This is a genomic window from Nocardia nepalensis (genome assembly GCF_048910785.1).
GTDB classification, from domain to species: domain Bacteria; phylum Actinomycetota; class Actinomycetes; order Mycobacteriales; family Mycobacteriaceae; genus Nocardia; species Nocardia nepalensis.
The window spans coordinates 30,101-50,864 of the sequence record NZ_JBKBET010000013.1 but is presented as its reverse complement, the minus strand read 5'-3'; the positions used below and the strand labels follow the sequence as shown (position 1 = coordinate 50,864).

Annotated in this window: 21 protein-coding genes and 2 pseudogenes; 12 read left to right on the top strand and 11 right to left on the bottom strand. The window is 63.9% G+C overall.

The window, feature by feature from the left end; translation table 11 throughout:
• Positions 1-1,049 (bottom strand): helix-turn-helix domain-containing protein (locus tag ACHQ4I_RS09455; RefSeq protein ID WP_420771304.1); only part of this gene is annotated, 1,049 nt, incomplete at its 3' end.
• A gap of 283 nt (positions 1,050-1,332) precedes the next feature.
• Between ACHQ4I_RS09455 and ACHQ4I_RS09450 the strand changes: the two genes are divergently transcribed.
• Entirely contained in the window at positions 1,333-1,896 is a 564-nt protein-coding gene (locus tag ACHQ4I_RS09450) for a peptide deformylase (protein ID WP_420771303.1), read from the top strand.
• Positions 1,897-2,377: 481 nt separating this feature from the next.
• Here the strand turns inward: ACHQ4I_RS09450 and ACHQ4I_RS09445 are convergent, their stop codons facing one another.
• From ACHQ4I_RS09445 to ACHQ4I_RS09430, 4 genes and pseudogenes are all read right to left on the bottom strand, one after another.
• On the bottom strand, positions 2,378-2,503 hold the full coding sequence (locus ACHQ4I_RS09445) for a hypothetical protein (RefSeq protein WP_420771308.1): 126 nt from the start codon (positions 2,501-2,503) through the stop codon (positions 2,378-2,380).
• Positions 2,504-2,537: 34 nt separating this feature from the next.
• Positions 2,538-2,870 (bottom strand): annotated as a pseudogene (locus ACHQ4I_RS09440) (GNAT family N-acetyltransferase); the annotation flags it as partial.
• Between the two features lie 303 nt (positions 2,871-3,173).
• Positions 3,174-4,520 carry a phosphotransferase gene (locus ACHQ4I_RS09435; RefSeq protein WP_420771302.1) on the bottom strand — a complete coding sequence of 449 codons (1,347 nt, stop codon included), beginning with the start codon at positions 4,518-4,520 and terminating at the stop codon, positions 3,174-3,176.
• A gap of 231 nt (positions 4,521-4,751) precedes the next feature.
• Positions 4,752-5,375, bottom strand: a complete 624-nt coding sequence (locus ACHQ4I_RS09430; RefSeq protein ID WP_420771301.1) for a P-loop nucleotide/nucleoside kinase family protein — start codon at positions 5,373-5,375, stop codon at positions 4,752-4,754.
• 82 nt (positions 5,376-5,457) lie between these two features.
• Between ACHQ4I_RS09430 and ACHQ4I_RS09425 the strand changes: the two genes are divergently transcribed.
• The 4 genes and pseudogenes from ACHQ4I_RS09425 (at position 5,458) to ACHQ4I_RS09410 (ending at position 9,549) form a co-directional block, all read left to right on the top strand.
• On the top strand, positions 5,458-6,105 hold the full coding sequence (locus ACHQ4I_RS09425; RefSeq protein WP_420771300.1) for a cysteine hydrolase family protein: 648 nt from the start codon (positions 5,458-5,460) through the stop codon (positions 6,103-6,105).
• 1,017 nt (positions 6,106-7,122) lie between these two features.
• Positions 7,123-7,727: pseudogene (locus tag ACHQ4I_RS09420) on the top strand (GrpB family protein).
• Between the two features lie 17 nt (positions 7,728-7,744).
• Positions 7,745-8,260 (top strand): NUDIX domain-containing protein, encoded by a 516-nt coding sequence (locus ACHQ4I_RS09415; RefSeq protein WP_420771299.1) that lies wholly within the window; start codon positions 7,745-7,747, stop codon positions 8,258-8,260.
• A gap of 470 nt (positions 8,261-8,730) precedes the next feature.
• Complete coding sequence (locus tag ACHQ4I_RS09410; RefSeq protein ID WP_420771298.1) at positions 8,731-9,549, top strand: inositol monophosphatase family protein; 819 nt, start codon at positions 8,731-8,733, stop codon at positions 9,547-9,549.
• A 218-nt stretch (positions 9,550-9,767) separates the two neighbouring features.
• Here ACHQ4I_RS09410 and ACHQ4I_RS09405 read toward each other — a convergent pair whose 3' ends face one another.
• The 6 genes from ACHQ4I_RS09405 to ACHQ4I_RS09380 all read right to left on the bottom strand — a co-directional run bounded on the left by ACHQ4I_RS09405 (position 9,768) and on the right by ACHQ4I_RS09380 (position 14,011).
• On the bottom strand, positions 9,768-9,926 hold the full coding sequence (locus tag ACHQ4I_RS09405) for a hypothetical protein (RefSeq protein WP_420771297.1): 159 nt from the start codon (positions 9,924-9,926) through the stop codon (positions 9,768-9,770).
• Positions 9,927-10,151: 225 nt separating this feature from the next.
• Positions 10,152-11,240, bottom strand: coding sequence for a DUF4238 domain-containing protein (locus ACHQ4I_RS09400; RefSeq protein WP_420771296.1), 1,089 nt, complete (start codon positions 11,238-11,240; stop codon positions 10,152-10,154).
• A complete protein-coding gene (locus ACHQ4I_RS09395) occupies positions 11,233-11,700 on the bottom strand; it encodes an LbetaH domain-containing protein (protein WP_420771295.1) in 468 nt (155 codons plus the stop codon). The genes ACHQ4I_RS09400 and ACHQ4I_RS09395 overlap by 8 nt, the downstream gene beginning before the upstream one ends.
• A gap of 209 nt (positions 11,701-11,909) precedes the next feature.
• Positions 11,910-12,104, bottom strand: a complete 195-nt coding sequence (locus ACHQ4I_RS09390) for a hypothetical protein (RefSeq protein ID WP_420771294.1) — start codon at positions 12,102-12,104, stop codon at positions 11,910-11,912.
• Positions 12,105-12,120: 16 nt separating this feature from the next.
• The gene (locus ACHQ4I_RS09385; RefSeq protein WP_420771293.1) at positions 12,121-12,702 is read right to left on the bottom strand and encodes a GNAT family N-acetyltransferase; all 582 of its coding nucleotides are present in this window, start codon (positions 12,700-12,702) and stop codon (positions 12,121-12,123) included.
• Positions 12,703-12,712: 10 nt separating this feature from the next.
• Positions 12,713-14,011: an NsdA family TPR-like regulatory protein gene (locus tag ACHQ4I_RS09380; RefSeq protein ID WP_420771292.1), complete on the bottom strand. Its 1,299-nt coding sequence runs from the start codon at positions 14,009-14,011 to the stop codon at positions 12,713-12,715.
• A 599-nt stretch (positions 14,012-14,610) separates the two neighbouring features.
• Here ACHQ4I_RS09380 and ACHQ4I_RS09375 point away from each other — a divergent pair.
• The 7 genes from ACHQ4I_RS09375 (at position 14,611) to ACHQ4I_RS09345 (ending at position 20,733) form a co-directional block, all read left to right on the top strand.
• Positions 14,611-15,915, top strand: a complete 1,305-nt coding sequence (locus ACHQ4I_RS09375) for a JmjC domain-containing protein (protein WP_420771291.1) — start codon at positions 14,611-14,613, stop codon at positions 15,913-15,915.
• A gap of 2 nt (positions 15,916-15,917) precedes the next feature.
• Complete coding sequence (locus tag ACHQ4I_RS09370; protein ID WP_420771307.1) at positions 15,918-16,736, top strand: DUF3865 domain-containing protein; 819 nt, start codon at positions 15,918-15,920, stop codon at positions 16,734-16,736.
• A gap of 42 nt (positions 16,737-16,778) precedes the next feature.
• Complete coding sequence (locus ACHQ4I_RS09365; protein WP_420771290.1) at positions 16,779-16,934, top strand: hypothetical protein; 156 nt, start codon at positions 16,779-16,781, stop codon at positions 16,932-16,934.
• Positions 16,935-17,098: 164 nt separating this feature from the next.
• Positions 17,099-18,130, top strand: a complete 1,032-nt coding sequence (locus tag ACHQ4I_RS09360; protein WP_420771289.1) for a fatty acid desaturase family protein — start codon at positions 17,099-17,101, stop codon at positions 18,128-18,130.
• Positions 18,131-18,189: 59 nt separating this feature from the next.
• Positions 18,190-19,293: an inosamine-phosphate amidinotransferase 1 gene (locus ACHQ4I_RS09355; RefSeq protein WP_420771288.1), complete on the top strand. Its 1,104-nt coding sequence runs from the start codon at positions 18,190-18,192 to the stop codon at positions 19,291-19,293.
• A complete protein-coding gene (locus ACHQ4I_RS09350) occupies positions 19,290-20,207 on the top strand; it encodes an amino acid--tRNA ligase-related protein (protein WP_420771287.1) in 918 nt (305 codons plus the stop codon). Before ACHQ4I_RS09355 ends, ACHQ4I_RS09350 begins: the two co-directional genes overlap by 4 nt.
• 142 nt (positions 20,208-20,349) lie before the next feature.
• Positions 20,350-20,733, top strand: coding sequence for a GFA family protein (locus ACHQ4I_RS09345; RefSeq protein ID WP_420771286.1), 384 nt, complete (start codon positions 20,350-20,352; stop codon positions 20,731-20,733).
• Positions 20,734-20,764 lie beyond the last annotated feature (31 nt).

The window sequence follows — 20,764 nt, the reverse complement described above, 5'->3', positions numbered from 1 at the left end:
TCCCTGGGTTGATGGTGCTTCTGAATAGCTGTGCCGATGAGCCGCAACGCGGGCTCCAGAACATCTAGTATCACGACCGATCTTTGCGGTTCGAGCGTGTCACCGTCCCCGACGGGGTTTTCGAACCTGAAGTTGAGATTGAGAACGCCGACCGCATCAGACGATCCAGGTTCCGGAGATCGGATCGCCGCAGCGAGCAACGCCCCGAAGTAGCACTCCTCGCGCCAATAGTCGTACCTCGCTTGGATTTCCGACACGACCTTCGGGGCCAGACCGTACTCGGATGCGGTGTAAAGCCCACGGAACGATCCGACATAGTCGATACCCCGCGACAGGAACGCATTCCCGCTTCCACGCCACGGGGTCCCGTTCACCTGGATCGGAATCAGAGTCGGCCGCGTGGTCCGCCGGACGCCGCTGGCCCACACCTGCAGCCACCCGAGCTCGCTCACCAATCCCTCCACAAGCGGGACTGCTGCGGCGGACCCCAACGCGCCTACCGGCACCACAACGTCGAGCCATGCAGCGTCCTGGCACACCAGCGCGGCGATAACCCGGTTCAATACCGCCAGCAGCTCGTCGATCTCTTCGCAGTAGTACGTTCCGCGTTCCACGATAGCCACACAGCAGTTCACGTAGGCCACCCAGCCGCTCATGGTGTCTGCGGTTGCACCCGTGATCGCCGCCCCCGGCAGGGCCCCGTCCGCCGTGTTGTCGTCGCGTGCACGAAGCGCGACCCGCTCAGTGCGAGTCATCGCTTCGTAGTCCGCAAAATCCACAAGCAGGTGCGGCTGCGTGCCGAAAAGCTGCGCCAGCACCGACAGCGTGTGCAGCGTCGGCTTAACCCCACCCATCGGCCACGCCTCGAAGTCCGATATCCGCTTGCCGCTCATCGGCGCTTGAGGATCGCCGATCAACGCGTTGTATTCAGCAGCGACCTCATCCTGTGTCATCCCGTGCCCGTGGCGCCACGCCTGGCGCGGACGAAATCCCCACCGCACAGCGAACTCAACGACGATCTGCTCCAGCGAAAAATCCTCCCGCTGCATCGCGCGCCGAAGACGCTCGCGCGCCGCCCGACCACCTGTCTCGTGCCTCACACTAGGTCACCCCCAACACACGACCACCTCACGACACCATACCCAGCCGTCAACCTCCCGACAGCAGCACACCAGATCCACTGTGCGCCAACGACTCATCCAGGACGAAGTCGACCACCTCTTATATGGCGCTGCAACGGATTTCGAGTATGTTTGCGCAGTTCAGACGTCGCCGGTATGCCGCTGACGTGGTCGATCTGAACCCCTTGTCCACTACTTCCAGGAGGTGCCAGTGGCGGAGCCGACCATTACTGAGCTGATGCGGCATGCCGGCATCGTGCAGGAGGGCGATCCGCGGCTTTCACGAATGGCTCGCCGGTTCGAACTGCCTGCGGACCGAGAGGAAGCGCTGTCGGTGATCGACGCGCTCGATGCCGCCGCGGACCGGGTGAGCGCTGTCCACGAGTTCGCGAAAGGGGTTGGCGTTGCGGCGCCGCAGATCGGGATCGACAGGGCGGCCGCGATCGTCCGGCTCCCGGGCGGCCACTCGCTGATCCTGCTCAATCCGGTGGTCGTCGAGGAGTCGAAGGAGACCGACGAGCAGTTCGAGGGCTGCCTCAGTTTCTTCGATGTGCGCGGTCGCGTTCCTCGGCCGCTGATGATGCGCGTCGCTCACGATCGGTTCGACGGATCACAGCAGGTGTCGACGTTCGAGCACGGAACCGCGCGGCTCGTGGCCCATGAGATCGATCATCTGGCTGGAAGGTTGTTCAGGGAGAAAATGCGGCCGGGTGCGGTACCGATCCCGCTGTCGGAGTATCGGGGAACCGGATCCGCGTGGCAGTACTCAAAATAGGGAGGCGCTTGGCGGTTTTCGGACCGGCGGTGAGGTTCACTGATTGCCATGGCTCTCCTGCGCAGAAGCAATAGTTCTCCGTGCGCGGTTTCGAGCGCCGCGCGTAGTTCGGCGACTTGCTGTTGATGTTGGCTAGGCGGACGGTGGCCAGCTGCTGCGTGAGCCTCCTGACCAGGTGCTCTCGACGGCGTGGGCGTCCGCCGGGAAGTCGACGCCGGTTCGAGTCGGGGTTCTTGCTCGACGCAATGCGTCGACCCGGGGTCGCAGCGCTGGGTGCCGGAAGATGAAATCGGGTGACACGCCAGCGGACGGCGGCGTTTCGGGCCTGAGCGAGGGCCTTTTCGACTGCCTTCACGGTGCTCTGCGGCATCGGGCATGACGGCTATCGATGACGAGTGCGGCTCGAATCCCGCCCATTGCAGCAGATTGATGTTTTCACAAGAATTTTCGCGACGGTCGCGCTCGTGGTTCCGTGCCGGACCTAGATGATCGGCCGGACCATGACCAGCGATGTCACGCCCAGCTCGGGATGACGGCTGTGCGCGACCACGCGGAAGTCCTGACGGCGGTACAGCTGGATCCGCTTGGGTGTTGGAATCGCGGACATGCAAACCGAGCCAGTGGACACCGGCTTCCTCAGCGGCCCACTTGTATAGCTCGGCGCACAAGCCATCGGCCACGCCCTGTCCGCGGCGGGTCGGATCAACATAGGTCCCCCACACCATTGCCCACCGATCACCAGGAGAGACAGGCGGATTCGGAAGATCGAACTCGTCGCTGTCGCGCTCGGAATCCAGGAACGCGCCCGCCATGCCTACCCACGTGTGGTCCCTTATGTCCTCCGCGACCACAAGAACCTGACGCCCGCGCCGGCTGCTGCGGGCTATCCGCGCTTCCCAGGCAGCAGCATCGATCGTTGCCGCCTCGTCGATTGTTTCCAGGAACGCATACCCAGCATCACGCAGCGCCTGCATGCGCAGTGCACGCAGCCGCGGCCCATCACCTGCACGCGCATGCCGGACAGTCCACATCGGTCGACTCATGCCCGCCTCGTGTCGTTGGCGCGTTGGTTGTATTTGGTTTCCAGGCGAGCGCACGAGTTGCCGAAAGCCCGTGCACAGGCGGTCGCAACTCGGTGCGGCCCCGCGCACTCCCTGCACGAAGGGCTGCCACTATTGCCACTGGTGATGACCAGGATCGAAACCATGTGCAGATTTCCCATCCGGTGGTTCGGTCGTCGATGACCGCGGCCGATTAGGAACATATCCAGTACTGGTTCATCGCTGCCAACGACTTTCATGACGGAGGGCGGCTTCGATTTCCGGTTCGTCCAGCGGTGTGTCCAGGTTCCACAGTGGCGCCGTGTCTTGAAGCTTTTTCGTCAGGCTTGTCACCAGAACCTGCTCGTTCTCGGGTGTGCGACTACGGTCGGCGATGACCTTGGCGTAGCGAACGGTGTCGAGGACCGCAGACTTTATCTGCTCGTGAACCAGGTAGATACGCAGGTCGTGTTCCCAGTCTCCTTCGGCGGCTTCCGGTTCGGCTGCTGTCCAGGCGGTGATGAATCGCTGCTGCTCGTCGGGGAGGTAACTCATTTTGTGCAGGTGGATCGCGACATCGCAGACCGGGTCGCCGTAGAGGGCCAGTTCCCAGTCCAGGAACACTGTCTCGTGTCCGCGGATGATCATATTCTTGCGATGCAGATCGCAGTGGATGAGTCGAAATGATCTGGGCTCCAACCCCTTCCACGCACCGTCCAGAGGCGCGAAAGGGTCATCCGGGACACGCAGTTGCCGGTAGAGGCGGTCGAACGATTCGCGGCACTCGAGATAGGCCCGTCGAGTGGTATCCCACAGCTGTCGCGCGAACCGTTGCGGATCGTCGTCGAGTCCGGCTGGTGTCGGAGGGAGCGCGCTGCGCGGGATCGCCCGCAGCTGGGAGAACAGTCGAGCCACGTCGGTGGGCACGTGCACTGGTACGGCCTGTCCGCGTGGTGCCAGACGATCCAGTGGCTGGCCTTCGATGAATTCGTGGATCTGATACAGCGGCTGTGTGGACTCGCGGTACAGGCGCGGAGCGGCGGTGACGAAGGGCGCGATGGCGGTGAGGATCGCTGGTTCGGGCCATTGGCGGTGGTCCATCATGTCCGCACCAGGGATTGGGATTCGCACATTCACCGCCGCAGCGGAGCCAGTGACGACGCGAACATTGCGGTTGTAGAACCCCGCGGCACCGTCGGGCTGCGCGGACGCCTGTGCGTAGATAGCGTCGCCATCGAAACCCGCGGCGATGTTGCGATCCGGGGCGATGCCGATGTCGGATTCGTTGGGGCGCAGCCACTTGCGTTCGATCACGGCTTGAATGTCGGTCCCGCGGTTATGGGCCATCAACACGACCTGACACAAGACGTCGATGATCTCGTCATCGACTGAAACTTGAAGCTCTTCAGGCGATTTCCCGCGCGATCGGCCCTGGCCGGTCGCCGCCAGGAACTGCTGCATCAATTCCCCTGCCTCCTCGGCCACCTTCATCGCGAACCACTCGGGGGTGCGGTCGATCCCGAACTTGCGCGCGTAGACCCGCGACCGCGCTTCGAGTTGCTTGCCCAAGGTCTCCCAGTCCATCGCAACAGCCTCCCGCATCGATCAACCAGTGAAGCAGAGTCTCACCGACCAGCGTTGCACCGCCGGATTCTTTGTTCCGGCGTCCGATGTCATCCCTGCCGCTCGGGACCATGGTCATGGCGTCAGCGACAGCTGCCGTCGCACTGTGCGTGCACGGCCATCATGTTCGGGTCCTCGGATGCGACTCGTCGCGGCGATAGCCCCACCGCCGTCTGCGGTCATCATGCAGAGTCAACTGCCGATCACGACATCGCACACGGTGTGCGCCAGTTCCCGCACACCACCGACCAGGACATCGCGGCGATATGCATCCCAGTCTGCGAGCTTGGGATGATCACGCTCTGCGCCGCGCGCAACCATCCGCTCACGAATCACTTCCGCAGAGCTGTCGAGCCACACCGTAACGACCGGCAGATCATTCGATGCCCCGGACCGCGCCCGCAGATGTTGCCCCAGCATCACCCCCGCCGCGGACGCTTCCCGGATCGGAGACAGGAACGGCGCGTCCAAAATCACCGGATAGCGCTCAGCCACAACCAATCCCGTGCCGATCAACGAGTCGTAGATCCCCGGCGCGACCACCGACCGGTACATCTCGGAATCACGGTCGACCGGATCCCCGGTCAGTCGAGCCATCACAGACTGCTCGAGCAGCGGTGCCAGCAAGTCTTTATCCAGCACCACAGCACCGGTGACTGCTGCCAAATGCTGTGCGGCGGTGGACTTTCCGGACGCCGGAAACCCACACACCACCAGCGCGCCACACGCTACTATCCGATCCGTGACAGCGTCCTCCAACCCGCTGCGCACCGAATCAGGTAGCGCATCGACCCGCTGATCGTCTTCAGCCCGCACGACACCTAGTCGACCACAGACCACCGACAGTCGCGCTAATCTGATCCGGCACATCGGCGTTGCCGCGTCTGAGGGGGTGGTCATGGGACCGCAGAGCGTAACCGCATACCACCGTTCGGGCTCGCTGCCATTGCTGCTGGCGATCGATGTCCAGAACGGATTCATCGTGCCCGCCTCTGCTCCCGTGGTCCCGGCTGTCGCGGCGTTGATCGATGCCTGGCTCGCCGTCGACGCACCCGTGATCCTCACCCGCTACCTGAACCATTCCGGCTCGCCTTTTCAGCGGCTGCTCGACTGGCACGCCATGACATCGGCCCCCGACACCGATATCGTCACCGAACTCGCACACCACGCCCGCGACCCCCGCGTCCAGGTCATCGACAAGACCACCTACAGCGCGCTCACTCCCGAGACCGCCGAAACCATCACCCACCACCGGGTCAACGACGTATTTCTGTGCGGAATCGCCACCGACGCTTGCGTTCTCGCGACCACGCTCGCACTGTTCGACCACGGCCTGACACCGTGGATCATCACCGACGCCTGCGCGTCGAACGCCAGCCGACATCCACCACAGCAAGTCCACGACGCCGCCCTGCTATTGATGTCGCGGCTGCTCGGCACCCGCCAGCTCATCGACATCGACAGCGCCCGCACAATGCTGCGGCAGATCCTGACACGGCAACAGATTCCGGCACCACCGATCGCGGTACGGCCAGAGTCGAGCTGAAGCCGCGTGTGCGAGTTGCTGTCCGTCAACGTCCTTGAGCGGACAGGGCGAGCTGACTTTCGCTCAACGATGGGTATCGAATTCGCCGCCGCCACTGGCTGGCGGAATCTGTGGATCACGGCCAGGACCCCGCTCGGATTGCGTATGCGCGTGGCCATCCGGGAGGCACTGGCAGGGCAGCGATTTGGAACCGGCGTAGGGCTATCAGTCCAGGCTGGTAAGCTCGGAACCCAAGCGCGGCTCATCTTTCCACCTTCGTGGCACAGAGCATCCGCTCGCCGCGGTCTTCGACGAAACCCACCTGTACCTTGGCCTACGACATGAGACACTGACTAAGGCAATTCACGACGAGCATGCTGCGTGTGAGCGACAGTGGTCCGTCGCCTCCGGTGAATTCGTCGCACACCCGCCATAAACGAGGACGCAAGCGCCGTCGGCCGGTCAGCGAGATTCTTTATACCGAGGCTGGATTCACAAGCGGGGCCTGAATCCGGTCGATTCCGCGGAATTCCTGGCTGGGGGCCGCTGGCTATCTCGCCGAATACGACGCCGCCGGAAAGGACCAACGGCGCCTCAAGCCTCAGTGGATCCTACCGATATCCATTGTGCCGCAAGCACATCACCCACCGTGGCTGACCAAACACTCACCACCTGAGACCGCCTGGCGCGGACAGCAACCCGTACTAGCGCACCCGAGCTCCGACACCGTCGCTCCGGTCATGACCAGTGCATGAACCTGACTGCTGCGGCCACGTCGACGCCGTTGTCGGCGGACGAATTGGGCGAGGCCAAATGCCAGACCATCGATTGGTGGCGATGTCGTCCGGGCGTGCCGTAGACTGATGGGTCGGGTCAATATGGTTGTGCTGCAGCAGAATTCGCTGAGGGGAACAGTCGTCCCGAGCACCTGCGTGCGAGAAACGTCTTCACTCCCACGGGCCGGGAGGGCACTATCTCCCCCTACGATCCACGACGAGAATTCGAGATGATCCAGACCAATCCAAAGGCGCCACCGTGATGATCCTCGACTACGACGTGGCCTGGCCGGTTCGTGCGGAACGGTTGTTGCAGATCGTGCGCTCGGCCCTTCGAGACTTGGACAACTCCGATGTGTTCGTTTATGAACATATCGGTTCGACCGCAGTGCCCGGCTTGGCTGCCAAACTATCGTGGATCTACAGGTGTGTATGCCCGCCCTGCCACCGCTGGATGAGCTCGCAGGACTGCTGGCGCACACAGGTTTCGTGCCCGCGTCCGGTGCGCGGCCCGACTCGCCAGGTGTGTACCGCGACATCCCGCGCCCAGGCGACGAAGATCACGCCGAAGCGCACGGGAAACGGTTGTTCCATTCACCTGAGCAGTCGGCCATCTTGCACATTCGTCGGCTGGATTCTCCGTTCGCCGCTTTCGTTGTTCTCGTCCGGGATTGGCTGCGTGCGCATCCGGATGAGGCGCGGCGCTACGCCGAACTCAAATGTGAGCTCGCCGTTCAACATGCGGCAGATCCCGACTACGACGACTACACCCGCTCCAAGTCGTTGTTCTTCGACGAAGTCGAGCCGCGAATGCGGCAGTGGGCAACCGGCCAAGGTCACCAGCAGCCCGAACGACGGTGGATGTAGCGGTTAGGGTGTCGCAGGTGACGACGTCGCACGACGGTCCCGCCGTGACCGGGACACTGCCTGTCGAGCAGTACGTAGCCGGGCTGCCGCGCAAACGCATGGCCGCCGGGGTGCTGTTTCGGGACAGCTCGGACCGGGTGCTCGTGGTCGAGCCGTCCTACAAGCATTACTGGGAAATGCCGGGCGGTTCGGTCGAGGCGGATGAGGCGCCCTGGGCGGCAGCCGAGCGCGAACTGCTCGAGGAACTGGGGTGGAACTACAGGCTCGGCAGGCTTCTGGTGGTGGATTATGTCCGTCCCCAGGACTCGCGGCCCGAGGGGGTGATCTTCGTCTTCGACGGCGGCGTGCTCACCGAAGGCGATCTTGCCCGGATGACACTGAATACCAACGAGATTCGTTCGGCGGGCTTCTGCACCGTCCAGGAGCTTGCAGGCAAGATGAAACCGTTACTCATCGATCGTTTCACTGCCGCGCTGAATGCCGTGCGAGAGGGCGCGATCGTCCTGTGCGAGCAGGGGCGGCGTATCGCATGACCGATACTCCCCCGCTCGCATGGTGTTGATGCCGAGCGGGCAGTGACTGCAGGACACGCCGCGGGCTCGTCGCTGTGTCGGTGCGGGCGGTGTACGGTTTGCCGGCGGCGCGGGTAGAAGCTGCCGTGGATGCCATTGGCGTACAACCATCCTGCGAGGTCTCGCCAGATCTTGGCCATCTGGCGATCCGGACCGAACCCCGCCGCGCCCAGTTGCAACACCAGATCGACGGCGGCCTGATTGGCGACATCTATCCCAGGGGCTTTCGTCATGGCACTTGCGATCCACCTGCAGCCCGATGCCGACAAAGGTGCAGGCTGTGCTCGGAGGGTCGATATCGTTGACGCTCATCACTTCCGAGCCCGCTCAGCGCGAGGAACGCCCGTCATTCCGACGCCCTCATCGGTCACGGCGACGGTACTGGCGCAGGTCGCGGGCAGGGTGTTGCTGTCTAGAATTTCATCCTTGTGGTGGCGTGCGACGACCTGACACTTGTCCATCAGCTCGCCGAGGCGGCCGATCGCATCTCCATGCGGTATTTCTCGTCAGGGGACGTGTCCGCTCAGACCAAGGCCGACGGCAGCCCTGTCACGGCCGCGGACCGCGCAGTGGAGCAAGCCATCCGCCGTCGGCTCGTCGACGTCCGTCCGCACGACTGCGTTGTCGGTGAGGAATTCGGCCAACAGGGTGACAGCGCTCGCCGATGGGTGGTCGATCCTATCGACGGCACAGCCAACTTCGCTGCTGGAAAGCCGCAATGGAGCACGTTGATCGCCGTTGAAGAGAACGGCGAGGTACTGACCGGGATCATCACCGCGCCAGCCCTGCGGCGCCGTTGGTGGGCGACGCGAAATGCAGGTGCGTGGACCAGTGCCTGCGTAGCCGGGCACCTCGGCCCCCGGGAACGGCTCACGGTAACGACAACCCGGACGCTCAGCGGTGCCACTGCCGCGATTTGGCCCGTCAGATCCGGGATGCCTGCTCTACGTGTTGCCATGGGCGCTGCATTTCTCGCCCGATGCGCCGATGGCGGCCCGCTGACCAGCTGGGCTGATACCTGCCAGGGCGCCATGCTCGTCGCTGCCGGTCGAACTGACGTCTTCCTTCATCTGGCCGCTGGCCCCTGGGACATCGCGGCCGCTGTCCCAATCGTCGAAGAAGCGGGAGGCCGATTCAGCGACTTGCAAGGCAAGCGCCGCATCGGGTCGGGCGCCGCGGTATTCACCAACGGTCACCTGCACGAGGAAGTACTCGACTTCCTGAAACACACAGCACATACTCAGCCATAGGTTCCCGGCCGCACCATCGGCGCTTTCCGGTTCGCACGTCCGGCACCGGCGTCTCCTGATAGCCCTTGCAGCGCAAATGATCCCGGACAGCCTGGATCAACAGCAGGCGGCGAATGGCCAGTACGCGCTCCTGCTTGTGATGGCGAGAAACCGGCGGTACTGCACTGGTCGGCGCTGGCGAGAACGGCCATGGAGCTACCCCAGTTTGTAGTGTTCGTTTATTGGCTCACCCACGGTCCAACGATCTGCAGCGGCGTCAAGTCGTCGGTGTCGATGCACACCCGCGCACCAATGGGCAGGGTGTATTTGGTGCTGGTGTGGCCGAACGGCAGGCCGGTCAGGATCGGGAAACCGTAGTCCTCGCACAGCCGAAACATGGGTCAGCGAGGTCGGCCAGCGAAACACCTACGCCGCCGACTTCTCCCGACGCTCAACCATCCCAACCGGCTGATACCTCGATCGCACACAGGCACCACCCTCCGAGTGAACGCACGTCGCCGCCTGTGACGACCACGACGGTAGTTCCATTTTGACTTCGTGGGGTCTCCGGGCGGTCACCGATGACGTTCAGCACACGGCGATTGAGCTACCGTCGTGCCCTCTCAGTCGGACGTCCACCGAGACAGCGGCCATTGGGGTGCATGGGACGCCGCGCTCCACCTCGTAGGAAGCGATACCAACTTCGCGAACTGTTGGGCCGTGGTTATAGCATTCGGCAAGTTTTCGCTCGCAGACGGATATGGAGGCACGTTCAGTTGTGAGGCAATCTGGGAACTCGGTTCCTCGAAGACTAGCTCATTGCAGTTGAGCGCGAATTCCCTGTTCAGGAACTTAACTTCGGTCGAATTTAGCTTATGCGGCGGCTTCAGCAGAGCGCCTTTACGACTCATAATAATAAGCCTATCGGGCCCTATCGGGAAGGCGATAAGTTTCGCTTTTCTAAATGACACCGGAAGTTCGCGACTATCCCTTTTTCGAGGGATTCGCAAGACTGGCTCATCGGAGGTTATAAGTGCGCTGTCGGCGCTGACCAGCCACCACATCAGATCATTTTCCAACATTGGAGTTATCGTGTTTTTCCAGACTCCGATTGCGCTGTCGATCATCTTCGGTTTGGCGTCTCGACTAACAGACTTCTGGGCGAGTATATCCGCCACGATCGCGCGATGATCCCTGGCAGAGTAAGGTTTTCCGGCAACTTCGCACAGTATCGGAAGGAACCCTGGAAGGTTCAGAATGCGTTCTGCGCCATAACGATTTATTGCCTCATCTATGTTCGACTCACTTTGACGACCGCGCTTGGTCCGCTGACTTTGTAGTCCAATGAACACGGCCAGGTTGGAGATCAGGTTGCTATCTTTGATTCGTCCATCACTCTGTTGATCAAGCGCGCGCAGCCAGTTGGCGGCCCTGTCTTCGATCCTGCCCATATGTGTCTCGAACCACATATCTGGGTTACCATCGGCATCGATGTCCGGCGCGGCAATCTGGTAGAAGTTCGGTTCTACAGCGATTTCTTCGGGCAGAACTAATTCCGTTTGTTTGGTATCGACGTTTGTATATCTTATTTCGTCGCCTTCTCCGGTTGCCCACCGCTTCAGATACATTCTAGGCACATAATGGTGACGGAAAGTTGTCTGCGAGTTCTTACGCGTTTGTTCTTTCGATCGCTTGATCTCGTCGTCACTCAACCAGCGGTTTGTGGGCACAAGGTCGAGGATAGCGAGCGGCTCCGTCTCTGACATCACAGTGCCGAGGCAGATCCGCAGTGTCAGCGCCACGGTTCGGATTCTCGCCTGACGTCGCGCGGTGCTTTGTCGGGCCGCAGCCCACGCCAGCTCGGATGCCTGAGGCGGCCATCGCTGGTCCATCCACGCGGCGTGTGTTGAGCGAGCTGGTCGAGGAACAGCCCTGTTCTCCAATTGCGGTGCCGCCGTGCACGACCGCGAAGGCGCCGACCACAGCGCCGTCGCCGACCACGATCGGCCGGAGTACACCTAGCTCGTCGGCCGGAATAAAAACAGCGAAGCGGCTGATCCGCGTGTTCGCACCGGCTCGTAGCAGACCCGCGCGGTCGAGTTTGACCGCGGTCATCTCCGGTGCAGCCGTCGAGATCGCCGATGCCGCCGATGAAGTGATGGGGATGGTCATCGTGAATCCTCCATCGCGGCAGGGACGAAGATGGCTGCCGCGACCATTCCAGAACACGACCATCCCGCGCCGGATGCCATCGACATTGCGAGATGTGGGAACGCTTTGCAATTTGTGCAATTGAGTTCCTCGTTCACGGGTACTAGGTAGCGTCGGCGCGGTAGTGCTCGGGGTGGGCGTAGCGGAGGCACCTGACGGCATTGCCCCAGCTAGCGCCTGCCGTCGACGGTCACGAGATGGCTTACGCGTCCATGCTCGATGACCGGAGGCGCGGGTGTGTAGTTCGGAAAGGCCTTGCGCGCAGCCACAGCCAGCAGTGGGGTGTTCCATTCGTCCGGGTGGTCGTTGCCGACCTCGGGGTGGGACAGGACGCTGTCCGTGCACTCGATGTCGTTGTGGCTCATGGGAACTCCGATGGCGTCAGCTGTCGAACGAGGACGAGAGTGGAAGGTCGACGATGAGCACGTCGAAGCGGGGGGCACCGTCCCAGGTGGGTTGGAGCGTGCCGACACGTCGCGCTCCCCAGTGCCGGTAGATCGCATATGCCTCGTTGATGGGATTCACCAGCCAGGTGACCCGCTGCTCGTGTCGGTCGGCGAGCAGGCCCCGGTAGAGCGTGCTGGCGATGCCGCGGCCGGTGAGTTTTTTGTCGACCATAAGTTCACTGAGTCCGAATGTCTTGGTTCCGTCCTCGGCAGAGAACTCTGTGAGAGTGGACTGTCCTGGGTCCAGGACAAGGCCAGACCACCAGGTGGTGTCGGCGGCAAGTGGCCAGCCGAATGCCTGGCCGACGGGTTCGCTGTCGATGGTGGCCAGCATCATCGAGAAGCCCGGCATGGCCGAGTAGACCTCGAAGCGTTCCATGAACGCTTCGGTGGACTCGAACGGGTTGCCGGTGGCGATGGCATCGACGTAACCGCGGGCCTGCACGTCCGCGATAGTGCTGCGGATCGCGCGGGCCTGTTCACCAGAAAACGACTGTAGAGCAACGTCTTCCGCCATCGGACCTCCCTCAGACCTGTATCGAGAGCCGATCGTATCGTTCTCGGAAGTCGGAATGATGCGGTTTGCTTGCCGCGATGCGAACCGGCTCCAACACACGCAAGCTTCGGCTTGAGGACACACCGCTGGCGAGGTTGGTGATGACGTCGGTGGCTTCGGTGATTGCGTCGGCGATGTTGCCCACTTGGGCCAGGGAGCAGGCGAACCAGGCGCGATAGTGGGCGGCGTTGCGTTGCCCGGCGCGCTCAGCGGCTACTTGCTTGAACAACTCCGTGGACTTCGAAGCGTTGCCGAGGTATGCGTTGCCACAAGCCTCATGGTAGCGAACCTCGTTGTGGCACATAAATTTCAACCAGTCAGGGCATTGGTCGAGAGGTTCGTGGTCGTAGGCGAGGTCCATCTCCCGCCACGCGGTTGCGATCGAGCGGTTGAACGCCGAGCGGTCGCCGAGGCAGGAGTGAGCCAGCGCCTGCCTCGCGGCGATCAAGGCATGGATTCGGCCCGAGGCTGCGGGCCGGGCGAGGTCGGCGGCTCGCAGGGTGGATCGCAGCGCGGAGTGGGGGTTGGCTTTCCCGCGTCGGGCCTGCGTGATGGTCTGCAACGACTTGTTCAGGCAGGTGTGGGCAGCCAGTTCGTCATCACCGATCTCGGCGGCCAACGCTAGCGCATCGCGGTAGCAGGCGGTGGCGGCAACCTGGTCATCGGAGTCGTAGAACAACCAGCCCGCCATCACCGCCATATTGCCTACCGCCGAAACGAAAGCCGCCTCCGCGGCACTGTCGATGTCGTGGGTCCGTAACACCATCTCGGCGTGCCTGAGGTCGTTTTGGGCCACGGTCGCCAGCGTGCCTCCGCCGACCCGCTGTTCATCGTTGACGTAGCCGTCCACGCGCGCAGCAAGACGTTTGGCGGCGTCCATGCCGATGCGGGCCGGAAAGCGTTGCGGGCGGTATGTGATGACGGTGAGCCCAGCTGTGGTCCCACCAACGAGCAGTTGTCGCCGTTCCATGTCGTCGTCCTCGTCTAGTCTCGGTTCCCGGGCGACGTGGTGTGTATCGGCGATGATATGCCCAGCGACCGGCGACACGACCGCGGACTCACCCGGTGGGTAGAACCCCAAAGCGGCGTCTGTAGCCGCTCCCAGCACAGCTCGCAACGCGTTTCGGTAGTTGGCGTTGGGCCAGCGCATCGTGCCCCGTTCCAACCTGCCGACATAGTTGCCGGACATGTCCATTGAGACGCCTCGGGCATGTGCCCACGCGTTGGCGGCCTCTGCGACCTCGTCGCGAGACATGGCGTAGCCGGTCACGGGCGAGACGATCGCCTGCCGGGCGGCTCGCAGCTGGACGTTGTTCTCCGACATCGCCTTGATCGTCGCATGAGTCACAGTGCGTGCGTATCGATTTCGGGTGCGACTTGGTGAGCGGACCCGCACTCGAACGGCACCCGATCCGCACTCGAACTGGAATTGGCCTGGCCCGGCGATAGCGGGATTGTTGGCAATGTGGACGCCCGCTCGTGCCGGTCGTGGTGTGTGCCATCCCCGGATCTTTCCTGGGTCCGAGCCTCGGGTGGGTGTCCACGTCGACAGTGATGGGCAGATATCGGTGGTGGATGCGATGAGTCACGAGACGGCGCGATTCTGCGAGGATCGTTCGCGGCCTGATGTCCCGCTCTCGATGCGATGGAATTGCCGCACATCGTATGAGCGGGTGGGTGTTCCCCACCTGATCGAGAACGCCTGCCCGCGCCTTACCCCGACGCGCCGGCTGTCGAATTCGGTGACCGCGTCATGAGTTACTCGCAGCCCGCACCGCATGCTTCCGGTTGCCGATCCTGCGGGTTGCGCAGCAGAACAGGAGAGACCTTGAACACCTGCATGTCCTCACCAGCGACGGGACCGACGTCATGACGACCGCCACGAATCCCGTGATCAATTGGCCGCCCTCACCGCAGTTCTGGTCGACACAGTTCCCCGAGAAAACCTCCGGCGCGGTCGCGCCGTTCCTGTTCAAGGGCATTGTGCCGGCCGACCGGCTCGGTTCCAACGATGTCCTGGACGGGTTGCACCGGCTGCGCCGCGCGGCCACCGACGGTGAGCCCACCAGCGCCCGCATCCGCGTCTACATCGGGGAAGACCGCCAGGACGAGGCGATCGACACCGTGCTGTCGGCGCCGTGGCAGCCGGGCGAGGACTTCGTGGCCTGGATGCAGACCCTCACCGGCGCTGAACGGTTCTCGCTGGTGATCAACAACCTTGAGACGACCTCCCCGAAGTTGTCGTCGGTACTGGGTGAGCTGCTCGGCTCCGCGCACGCCGGGTGGGGTGTGCCGATCGGCGGCAGCGAGCAGGTCGCGTTCGCCGGGAACTACGCTGGCACGGCATTCGGTGTGCACGAGGGCTTCGAGGACGCCTTCCTGGTGCACCTGGGCCCGGGTGTCAAGCACTTCTACTGCTGGTCCGGTGAGCTCTACCGAGAGCTGACCGGCGGTGATGCTCCGACCTTCGGCGACTACACCGCGCTACTCGAGCGCGGCGAGCGGTTCGACCTCGAACCCGGTGATGTGCTGTTCCTGCCGCGACGGGTGTTCCACGTAGGCGTCCAAGACGAGTTCTCCATCTCGGTCGCGGTCCCGCATTACACCTACCCTGACGCGCGACTGCTGGCCTTGTCGGTCCTGCCGACGCTGCTGGAATCCGCCGCGGCCGCCGACGCGACACCGTCGCCGATGCACCCCCTTGCCGATGGTCCGGGCCCGGTCGCGGCCGCGCTGACGACAGCGGCAACCGGCATGCTCGCCGTAGTGTCGGCGCAGCTGGAAGAGAAGGTGGGCGAGCAAATCAGCGCGCGGTGGCGCACTCTGCTCAGCAACGGCGGCTGGGAGTTCGCCGAACACGACCTCGCGCGCAGCGACGCAGCCCATCAAGCCGTGGCCGCCCTCGCCGCAGGTGGCACTCACTTGCGGGTCGCGCCGCCGTTCGCCCTGCACACCGATCCGGGTATCGATGACAGCCTCAGCATCGGTGTCACAGTCCGCGGCCTGGCATTCAGCGTGCCAGAGTCTCCGGCCTGGTGCCGCGCCCTGGCGGCGCTGGCGGACGCTCAGACCGTGCGCATCACCGACGAACTCGGAGCGGACACGTTGGCGCTGTTGCTCGAAACCGGCGGCATCCAGGTTCTCACCGACGACGAAGCTGGGGAGGTGGCGTGAGCATGTCGAAGGTCCAGCGCTACCTCGGCGAGCACCCCGATACTCGGGCCGCGATCACGAGCATCCTGCTCAACCAGCCTGCGGTCAGTGGTGACGACCTGGTCGACAAACACATGGCACCGATGGTCGCCGCGCTGTTCGAGCAGATCACCGCTGAGGTGTCGCCGACGACTTTGTCGAAAGACCAAGCGGCCCTCTACATCCTGGAGCTGAGCGTGTTCGCCCGCTACAACTCCGACTTCCTGCGCCAGGCCGCCGACACCGTGCAGGGCGGATGCATGGAGCTGGCGCACGAGTTCCGCCGCAACCACCTCGAGGAAGGTGGTGAACGGGGAAAGGTGCCCGCGCACTACACCCTGTACTCCGGGGCGCTGCTGGCCGATCTCGGGCTGCTGGTCAACGGCCACATCCCCGCGTCGGAGACAGAAACTCTGGTGTCGCTGCACGACTGGCTCGTCATCGGGTCATCGGTAAGCCGCATCTGCGGCGGCTACTACGCCACCGAAGGCGTGGCCATCGACGAGACCGAACTGCTGCGCAAGATCACCGACCGCTATGCCGCGCTGACCGTCGGCGCCGAGGCGAAGCTGCCGCACCTGGACTACTACTACTCGCTGCACCTGGACGAAGGCCACGACGCCGCGGCCGTGGAGGGCCTGAGCGTCGAGGCCGCCCACATCGAAGGCATCGCCCGATTCATCCGCGACCACCGCACTTTCGGCCTGGACCTGCCGCAGATCGTCGACGGCTGGCTCCAAATCCTCGAGGGCATGACGTTCTGGTGGTCGCAGCTGGCCACCCGCGCAGCCACCCTCCCCTGACCACCTTTCCCGCAGTAACCCAACAAAAAGAAGGAGATCACGATGTCGCCAATGCTCAAGGACGGCGTCCGCCCCGACGCGCTCAAAGCCGGTGTCCGGCCCGACGCGCTCAAAACCGGTGTGCGCCCGGACGCGGGACTCAAGGCCGGTGTGCGGCCGGACGCGCTCAAAACCGGTGTGCGCCCGGACGCCTCCTGACATCTGAGCGCAGCACCTGCGCGGGGCCACGTGACGGCACGCCTGTGCTCGTCACGTGGCCCCTCCACCTCCGATCCGACCTGATCGAGGCATACAGCTCGCGGCGGGCCCGGCTCCTGCCGCAGGCCGTTGCCCTCGTCCCGACCTCAGCGTGGAGATTGAGTATGACCATCGCGGCGCGCGAGTCCACCCAGCGGCATCCCTCGGCAGGAGCATCCGGCACGGTCCGGCGCGCCTTCGGCCCCGACCTGATCACACGCATGGACGCACTGTGCGCTCGGGGCCGCGCCGACGGCCCCCGTGATCTGGCCCGGGACTATCTCGCGGCCGCCGCGACGGCCGCGGTCGGGATCGCCGTCGGGCATCCGGTCCTGACCGTGGTGTGCGTGATCTACATCGGTATCCGGCAGCGGCACTTGTCGAATCTGACTCACGAGGCGATCCACACAAAGCTCACCCGCTCCCGTCGCGCGAACACGATCCTGGGGCATCTGAACTGCTTAGCGCTCGGCGAGCCGTTCACCCCGTACCGGCGCAGCCACCGTATTCACCACGCCAAGCTCGGCAGTCCCGAGGACCCGATGTTGCGCTCGTACATCTCCCGCCAGGCGCACGCGCCGTGGCCGGACAAGCGCGCCTTCGTCACCCACGTGATCATCCGCAACTCGCTGTGGCAGCTGCCCAAGTACGGATTCCTCACCCTGGCAGGCAAAGCCCGTGACGAGAGCTGGAAGGCAGCGGGAACCCGGTGGGCGGCATGGGCTTCCGCAGCTTGCGCGGCCACCATGCTTGGGCACGGAGTCGACTTCGCGCTGTACTGGGCGCTGCCGTTGATTGTGGTCCGCCCCATCGTCACCTGGATGACCGACCTGGGTAACCACGCCGGCCTGATCCACAACACCGATGTCGTCCGCCAGACGCGGGGCTGGAGCTCCCACGCGCTGACCCGCCACCTGCTCGGCGGTCACAACGACGACATGTTCCACCCTATCCACCACTGGTTCCCCAACATCGGCTGGCGTGAACTGCCCGAAGCCGCCGCGATCCTGCGCGAGAACTATCCCCGCTGGGACGAGGTGCCCTGGTGCTCCGGGTTCTTCTTCCGGCGTCGCGCCACTGCGCACATTCCCTCGGTGCTCGACGACATCGTGGCCGCGCTGCATCTGCAGCTCGCCGAACGTCGGCCCAACACGTGATTCCCGTGGACAGCTATCCCGCGCCTATCAGCTCTACAACCGAACAGGAACACATCCGAATGTCTTTGCTCGTCAACAGCTTCGATGAGTGGACCACGCTGCGTGAAGTCATCGTCGGCGAACCCCACGGCTACAACTCACACGACATCGATGCCAGCTTCCGTCTGTTCTATCTCGACAACGTCACCCCCACCGCTGTCAACGGCAGCCGAGAACTCGCGATCCCGCCGCAGCTGGTCGACGAGCTTGAGGAGGACGTGGAAGGCTTCTGCGACGTCCTTACCGAGGCCGGGGTACGGGTTCTTCGTCCCGAACCGGTCACCGAGCGAACCACGATCGGCTCGCCCTGGTGGTCTGCCCGGGAGACGCCGCCGCTGAACGTGCGCGATCAGACGATCATCTTCGGTGACACCATCGTCGAGACCGCACCCCACATCCGCGGCCGCGTGTTCGAAAACGACTACCTCAAGCCACACTTCTACCGCTACCTGCACGCCGGATCCGGGTGGGTGTCGATGCCGCGGCCCGCGCTGGCGCGCCAATCGCTGGATTCGAGCTACTTCGACGGCCAGCCGGTCGACCTGTCGGCAGTCACCAACGACACCGACACCCGCGTGCTACCTGGGCTGGGGCATGAGCTGATCTTCGACGGTGCCCAATGCATACGCCTGGGCCGCGACATCCTCGTGAATGTCGCCAATATCAATCACGAATTCGGTTTGACCTGGTTGCGGCGCGCCTTCCCCCAGTTGCGGTTCCACAGGCTCGACGCTATCGCCGACAGCCACATCGACAGCATAGTAGTTCCGCTGCGCCCGGGAATGTTGATGCTGCGCTCCATGCACTACCTCGACGCGCTGCCCGAGCCGCTGCACGGCTGGGACATCATCGTCCCGCCCGAACAGGACGAAGACGCCTTTCCCGACTACAGCGGCTTCGGATTCAATTTGGCGAGCCGATACATCGACATCAATGTGCTCTCCCTCGACACGGACACCGTGGTCGTCAACAGCCTGTGCCCGGACCTGATGCGGACCCTGGAGAAAAAGGGGCTGACCGTCGTGCCTGTCCAGCACCGCCACCGCCGCCTCTTCGGCGGCGGCTTTCACTGCTTCAGTTTGGACACCGTGCGCACCGGCGGATGCGAGGACTACTTCGCATGAGTCCCGACACCCCTGCCGAAGGCATGCTCAGCGTGCACGAGGCCATCGACGTCAAATCCGAGTTGCTGTTCAAGATCCGAACCCTGTTGCGCGAGGAAGGCTTCGCCGAGGTCATCACTCCAGCGTTCCGCCAGGCCAACGACCTGACCGGCAAACGCGCGAGCGCTGCCGTCGGCGGCCGCGACGGGTGGCTGCGCAGCATGATCGGCCCCGCGCTGCGCTACCAACTCGCGCACGCGCCCCGCGTGTTCGAAATCGGCGCCTGCTTCCGCAACGATGCCCCCGACGCCACCCACATCAGCGAATTCACGATGCTGGACCTCTACGCCGCCGACTCCAGCCTCGACTACCTGACCGAGCTCGCCGAGAGCTTGATCCGACTCGCCTACTCCGGCACCTCGCGCCGGATCTCGGTCGCCGAGCACCTGAACGCCACCCTTGAGGTCGACCTGACCCGAGAGGCCCTCGAACCGCACACCGGCGCACTCGCCCGCCACCTCGGCCGACCAGCCGATACACCCCTGCACGCTCTGCTCGACGCCTACATCGCCGCCGAGCTCGAGCCGCAGAGCAGCGGGGCGGCGACATTCCTGGTCGATATGCCGCTCGGCGGCAACGAGCCGTGCGCCAAACTCCGCGACGGCACCGCCGCGATCCTCAACCGGTTCGAGGTGTTCATCGACGGTGTCGAGGTCGTCCACGGCTACGAGGACGAAACCGACGCCGAGGCGTTCATCGCCCGCGCCAGCGCGATCGGCCTCTACAACCCTGAGCAGTCGTTGGTGCAGAAAGCGATCCTCGCCGGCGCCTTACCCGCCCGTAGCGTCGGCCTGGGTATCGGCATCGAACGGCTCTGCATGGCCGCCACCGGTGTCCGCGACATCCGTCTGTTTCAGCAGTCCGCATGCTTCTGACCCGGCCGGGCGCGGCGCACCCCCGAATTCCCCGCCCGGCTGGCCGTGCTGCTCTACGCTAGCCGGGTCCGATACCCAAACGAGAAACACGAGCTTCAATTCACTTCTGTCACAACGAAATTCAAAGAAAGGGGAACGATTGATGTATGAGGGTGGCTGTCTGTGCGGGAAGCTCCGGTTCCGCGCCGATGCGGAGCCGATCTGGCCGCACCTTTGCTCGTGCCCGCACTGCCAGAAGCTGGCCGGGGGCCCGGTCGCCGCCTGGGTCGATTTCCCGCTCGAGAAGTTCGAATGGACTGGCGAGGGCGGTGAACCGACCTGGTACAACACGTACCCGACCACCCGCCGAGGGTTCTGCCCCGCATGCGGCTCGCTCGTCGCCGCGGTCGACGATGGCGGCGCATTCATGGGTATCACGATGATGGCATTGGATGACCACAGTGGCCTGACCCCAGTTCACCAGGGCTCCAAGGAGAACGCGGTCGCGTGGCTGCCGACGATCGAAACCATCGACGCCGGCGCCTGATCTGGGCGGGTCGCCGCGCCGAGCGTGTTCG

What these genes read in the sequence shown, in the direction of transcription:
- ACHQ4I_RS09360 (WP_420771289.1), top strand. Translation starts at nt 17,099, where the DNA reads ATGACCATCGCGGCGCGCGAGTCCACCCAGCGGCATCCCTCGGCAGGA.
- ACHQ4I_RS09375 (WP_420771291.1), top strand. Translation starts at nt 14,611, where the DNA reads ATGACGACCGCCACGAATCCCGTGATCAATTGGCCGCCCTCACCGCAG.
- ACHQ4I_RS09395 (WP_420771295.1), bottom strand. Translation starts at nt 11,700, where the DNA reads ATGACCATCCCCATCACTTCATCGGCGGCATCGGCGATCTCGACGGCT.
- ACHQ4I_RS09345 (WP_420771286.1), top strand. Translation starts at nt 20,350, where the DNA reads ATGTATGAGGGTGGCTGTCTGTGCGGGAAGCTCCGGTTCCGCGCCGAT.
- ACHQ4I_RS09425 (WP_420771300.1), top strand. Translation starts at nt 5,458, where the DNA reads ATGGGACCGCAGAGCGTAACCGCATACCACCGTTCGGGCTCGCTGCCA.
- ACHQ4I_RS09355 (WP_420771288.1), top strand. Translation starts at nt 18,190, where the DNA reads ATGTCTTTGCTCGTCAACAGCTTCGATGAGTGGACCACGCTGCGTGAA.
- ACHQ4I_RS09350 (WP_420771287.1), top strand. Translation starts at nt 19,290, where the DNA reads ATGAGTCCCGACACCCCTGCCGAAGGCATGCTCAGCGTGCACGAGGCC.
- ACHQ4I_RS09405 (WP_420771297.1), bottom strand. Translation starts at nt 9,926, where the DNA reads ATGTTTCGGCTGTGCGAGGACTACGGTTTCCCGATCCTGACCGGCCTG.
- ACHQ4I_RS09435 (WP_420771302.1), bottom strand. Translation starts at nt 4,520, where the DNA reads ATGGACTGGGAGACCTTGGGCAAGCAACTCGAAGCGCGGTCGCGGGTC.
- ACHQ4I_RS09445 (WP_420771308.1), bottom strand. Translation starts at nt 2,503, where the DNA reads ATGTCCGCGATTCCAACACCCAAGCGGATCCAGCTGTACCGCCGTCAG.
- ACHQ4I_RS09390 (WP_420771294.1), bottom strand. Translation starts at nt 12,104, where the DNA reads ATGAGCCACAACGACATCGAGTGCACGGACAGCGTCCTGTCCCACCCC.
- ACHQ4I_RS09365 (WP_420771290.1), top strand. Translation starts at nt 16,779, where the DNA reads ATGTCGCCAATGCTCAAGGACGGCGTCCGCCCCGACGCGCTCAAAGCC.
- ACHQ4I_RS09385 (WP_420771293.1), bottom strand. Translation starts at nt 12,702, where the DNA reads ATGGCGGAAGACGTTGCTCTACAGTCGTTTTCTGGTGAACAGGCCCGC.
- ACHQ4I_RS09370 (WP_420771307.1), top strand. Translation starts at nt 15,918, where the DNA reads ATGTCGAAGGTCCAGCGCTACCTCGGCGAGCACCCCGATACTCGGGCC.